The sequence below is a fragment of the Paenibacillus agaridevorans genome, from assembly GCF_003112455.1.
GTDB lineage: Bacteria > Bacillota > Bacilli > Paenibacillales > Paenibacillaceae > Pristimantibacillus > Pristimantibacillus agaridevorans.
In genome coordinates this window covers 17,362-21,841 of record NZ_BDQX01000327.1, presented here as the reverse complement: position 1 = coordinate 21,841, position 4,480 = coordinate 17,362, and the positions used below count along the sequence as shown (strand labels likewise).

Sequence of the window (4,480 nt, the reverse complement as noted above, 5' to 3'; positions counted from 1 at the left end):
CCGCCCCAAAAAAGCCGGTATTCCGCTGCAATTGCCCTAGCAGGCAATTTCCGTGCAAGCATGGATTAGGGCTGTTGTACGCCTATACCGGCGGGCGGGAGTTCGCCGAAGCGGAAGTGCCGGCGGAGCTGGAGGCCAAGCGAGAGAAGGCGGAGCAGCGCCAAGTCCAGAAGGCCAAGGCCGAAGCGGAGGGAGCAAGCGGCGAAGCAGCCAAGCCGAGGAAGGTGAACAAGTCGGCGCTGGCGAAGAAGATCGCGGCTCAGCTCGAAGGGCTGGACCTGCTCGAGAAGTTGGTTAACGCTTTGATTCGAAGCGGACTTGCCACCGTAGATAAGAAGGGAATCAAACATATTCGCGAGCAGGTCACCGCGCTCGGCAACCACTATTTGCCGGGGGCGCAGACGGAGCTGCGCAAGCTCGCCCTGCTGCTGGAGGAAGCCGAAGGCCGGGAAGCGTCGTTCGGCGAAGCCGTGGAGCAGCTTGCGCTGATCCATGCGCTCATTCGCAAGGGACGGCCTTATCTCGCGGCAAAGCAAGCCGACCCCGACTTGAAGCCGGACACGGAGTCCGCCATCGAGGAGTGGCTGGGTCATGCCTGGCAGCTCGCGGAGCTGCAGGAGCATGGTCTTGTTCAGACGGGGACCGAGCTCATCCAGCTCTCGTTCATCAGCTACGACGATGCAGCGCGGCAGGAGTTCGTGGACGCTGGATACTGGCTGGAGCTAGAGGGCGGAGCGATCCACCGGACGATGAACTACAGGCCGTACAAAGCGGCTAAACATATGAAGGAAGAGGACAGCTTCTTCGAAGTCGCGACGGTCGGGCAACTTTACGTGTATCCCGGCACCGTCAATCGGCGTGTCCGCTTCGACGGTGTTACGTCGGCTCCGGCCTTGGAGAGTCATCTCGCGAAGGCTCGCGAAACGGCGGAGCCCCTGTTGTCCGATGCGGTAAAACGCGTCAAGAACGAGCTGAAGAACCCGCTTGGCAACAAGCAGCCGGTCCTTCTGGCAGCAGTGGAGAGCTTGCGGGAGACGGAAAATGGCGAAATCGTCATCTTCGATCGTTCGGGCGGCATGCTGCAGTTGGGCGATGTGCCCAAATACGGCCGGGGGACAACGGAGCTGCTGCGTTTATTGCCGAAGGAAAAGATGGAGGGGGCGGCCGTGTTGCTGCTGTTCGCCCATCTGCCGGAATCCGGGCGGCTTATCGCCCAGCCTTTATCCATTATTCATGACGCCGGAATCATTCGACTCTGGTATTAGGAGGCACGCCTACAATGAGCACAACCTTATTGCGTGAGCTCTACGGAGAGCTCACGAGACTCTATATAGCGGGCAGCGATCTCGCTGTCGGCGATTTTCGGCTAAAACGGCTCGTGCCGCAGTTGCTTCAGCTTGGCGAGCGGGCGCCGGTGTTCAAGCGGCTGGGCGAAGGCGTGGGGACGCTTATCGAGACCGCGCCGGGCATTGAAAGGCCAACGGCCGTCCAATTGCAGGAGCTTACGCTGCTGCTGAGTTCCGTGCTGCATACGCAAGGGGAGACGGCTCCCTCCTCCGAGACGCGGGAGCTGGACGCGCTGCCGATGGATCTGCCCACGGCCTTCTCCTCCCGCAGGCTCACCGAGGTGCAGGACGCGCTTGAAAGCACGGGCGGCGGACGCTATGAGATCATTACGCAGGCGTACAAGGACGGATTATTCCAAGACTTGCGCTTATTGATTCCAGCTATGGGGGCTCTTAACGATCCTTACGCCGAGCTTGCCGATTACATAAAGGACCATGTGCTGCCCGACTACGGTCCGCAGATCATCCCTTTGCTAAAAGGTTGGTTGAATATCGCGGGCGGACGTTCCGACGCGCGGGCGGTGGAGGTCATTGGAAAAATCGGCGGCGAGGAGGAGCGCGACTTCATCCGCCAAGCGGCCGCCGAAGGCTCGGAGCCGGTGCGTATCTCGGCGATAGGCTATTTGGCGGGCTGCGACGCTTACGTAGGTGATCTGTTGGAATGGTCGGCCGACGGCAAGAAGACGATTCGGGCCGCGGCTTACGCCGCGCTTGCGGAGAGCGGGACCGAACGCGCCCAAGAGCGGCTGTACCAAGCGTTCTCGGGCAAGGATCGCGATCTGGCGGCCGATGTGCTGTCGCGGCGGGAGCACAGCCCGCTGACGGCGCAGCTCGTAAGCGACGCGCGCAAGGAGCTGGAAGAAGCCCGGAAGCATGCCGAAGCGAAGGTGAAGCTGCCGAGCATATGGACCCGATTAGAGGCTTATCTGGACGCGTTTAGAGGCAAGACCGTTCCGGAGCTGAACGCGTTTTACGAAGAGGTGCTGGAGGAAGGAGCGTTCTACCATGGTCTGGGCTGGACGCGAATGCTGCATGATGCCTCCCGGTATGCAAGCAATCAGGGCGGCGATCGAACGCTTGCGCTGCTGCTGAAGCTGGAGCGCAGCCATGCCAGCTACTTGTCGTACGCCTTCCGGCTGTCGCTTCGCATGCGCAAGCCCGCTGAGGTGTATGAGCACTATTCGGCGTATACCAAAGGCGCGTTCAAGGATACGCTGGTCCAAGAACTGGAGCGCGTGTTGTACAGCTCGACCTCCCGCATGTATCCAAGAGTATGGGGCTCTGGCGAGGAGTACGGCAGGGAAGTGCGCATTCCTTCTCCAAAAGAGCTGGCGGACCGCTTCGACCGGCGTTGGCTGGAGTGGGCCATTTCGCGCGATGCCGCGCTGGTGGCCGCGGTGCTGTCCGAGCCGGGACATCAAACGGCTACGATCTATCTGAAAAACAAATTCGCCGGAATGATGGCGGAGAGCGAAGAGAGTTTCCTTGTGTTATGGGAGGGGCTGAATCGGGCGGGCGTAGGCGAAGAAGAACGGCGCGAAGCCATCGTCGCGGCCTTGGAGGGCAATCAACGCGGACTTTACAGGTTCGATTACGAGATGTTCCGTCAGTTGACTCTGCTCCCGCCCTCTTACCGGGATCGGCTTGCTGCGTTGAAGAACCGCTATCGTTATGACGCGGCTAAACAGCTTGACTATATTATCGATTCGATAAGCGAGGTGCAATCATAATGGAAGCATTGCAGGATGTGCTACGACTTCCGGCGGAACGATTGTTTAAGGAGGAGCTGGACGCCTTGAAGGCGGCGGATACCGGCAAGGTGCCGGCCGGCTGGCAGCTGTCTCCCCGGTCCGTGCTTACGTTCATTACGGGCGGCGAGGCCGGCGGACGAATCATTACGCCGAAGTATATCGGCAACAAGCGGCTCGTGGAGATGGCGATCGCGACGCTCGTCACCGACCGCGCGCTGCTGCTGATCGGCGAGCCCGGAACGGCCAAGTCCTGGCTGTCGGAAAATCTGACGGCCGCCATCTACGGCAACTCCGGCCTCGTCGTGCAGGGAACGGCCGGCACGACGGAGGAGCAGGTGCGCTACTCCTGGAACTACGCGATGCTGCTCGCAAACGGGCCGACGCCGGAGGCGCTGGTACAGAGCCCCATCATGAGAGCGATGGAGGCGGGCGGCATTGCGCGCTTCGAGGAAATATCGCGCTGCGCGTCGGAGGTGCAGGATGCGCTCATCTCCATCCTGTCGGAGAAGACGATCTCCGTCGCGGAGCTGGGCAAGGAGATGAACGCGCGCAAAGGTTTCTCGATTATCGCGACCGCGAATACGAGGGATCGCGGCGTTAACGAAATGTCCGCCGCCCTGAAGCGCCGCTTCAATATTATCGTGCTGCCTGCTCCGCCGGATCTGGAGACGGAGGTGGAGATCGTGCGAAAGCGGGTCGGCGAGATCGCCGCGCAATACGAGCTCGGAGCGGCAGCGCCGGCGGACGAGGCGCTTATCAAGGTCGTCACGATCTTTCGGGAGCTGCGCAGCGGCATGTCGCTGGACCGGAAGGAGAAGATCAAGTCGCCCGGCGGCGCGATCTCGACCGCGGAAGCCATCTCGCTGCTCACGGGCAGCATGGCGCTGGCGGCCAGCTTCGGCGACGGGGAGCTGCGCGACGCGGATTTGGCGGCCGGACTCCAAGGCGCGGTCGTGAAAGACGACGACAAGGACAGACTCGTATGGAAGGAATATCTCGACAACGTCATGAAGAAGCGCGGCGAAGAGTGGCGGGGACTGTATACGGCGTGCAAGGAGCTTAATTCATGAGCGGAGCTTCGGCGGCCGGCGTGCGGCTATTCGGCGTGCGGCATCTCTCTCCGGCCGGAGCCTGGCATTTGCGGCGGTTTCTGGACGAGATACGGCCGACGGCCGTCCTGATCGAAGGGCCGTCCGACGCCGCCGACGAGCTGCGCCACATCGTGCACAAGGCGACGAAACCGCCGATCGCGATCCTCGCCTATACGGAGGAGCTGCCCGTTCGGACGGTCATGTGGCCGCTGGCTTCCTACTCGCCGGAATACGAGGCGCTGCGCTGGGCGTCGGAGCACGGGGCGCATGCCTCCTTCATCGATCTGCCGTC

Annotated in this window: 4 protein-coding genes; all 4 read left to right on the top strand. The window is 61.7% G+C overall.

The genetic code is table 11. The annotated features are described in order from the left end of the window. Positions 1-1,265 (top strand): SWIM zinc finger family protein (locus tag PAT3040_RS26150; RefSeq protein ID WP_108994994.1); only part of this gene is annotated, 1,265 nt, incomplete at its 5' end. A 14-nt stretch (positions 1,266-1,279) separates the two neighbouring features. Further along, complete coding sequence (locus PAT3040_RS26145; RefSeq protein WP_108994993.1) at positions 1,280-3,076, top strand: HEAT repeat domain-containing protein; 1,797 nt, start codon at positions 1,280-1,282, stop codon at positions 3,074-3,076. Further along, positions 3,076-4,167: an AAA family ATPase gene (locus PAT3040_RS26140; protein WP_087571583.1), complete on the top strand. Its 1,092-nt coding sequence runs from the start codon at positions 3,076-3,078 to the stop codon at positions 4,165-4,167. Before PAT3040_RS26145 ends, PAT3040_RS26140 begins: the two co-directional genes overlap by 1 nt. After that, a partial coding sequence (locus tag PAT3040_RS39040) for a DUF5682 family protein (RefSeq protein ID WP_258235159.1) occupies positions 4,164-4,480 on the top strand: 317 nt, incomplete at its 3' end. The genes PAT3040_RS26140 and PAT3040_RS39040, both read left to right, overlap by 4 nt.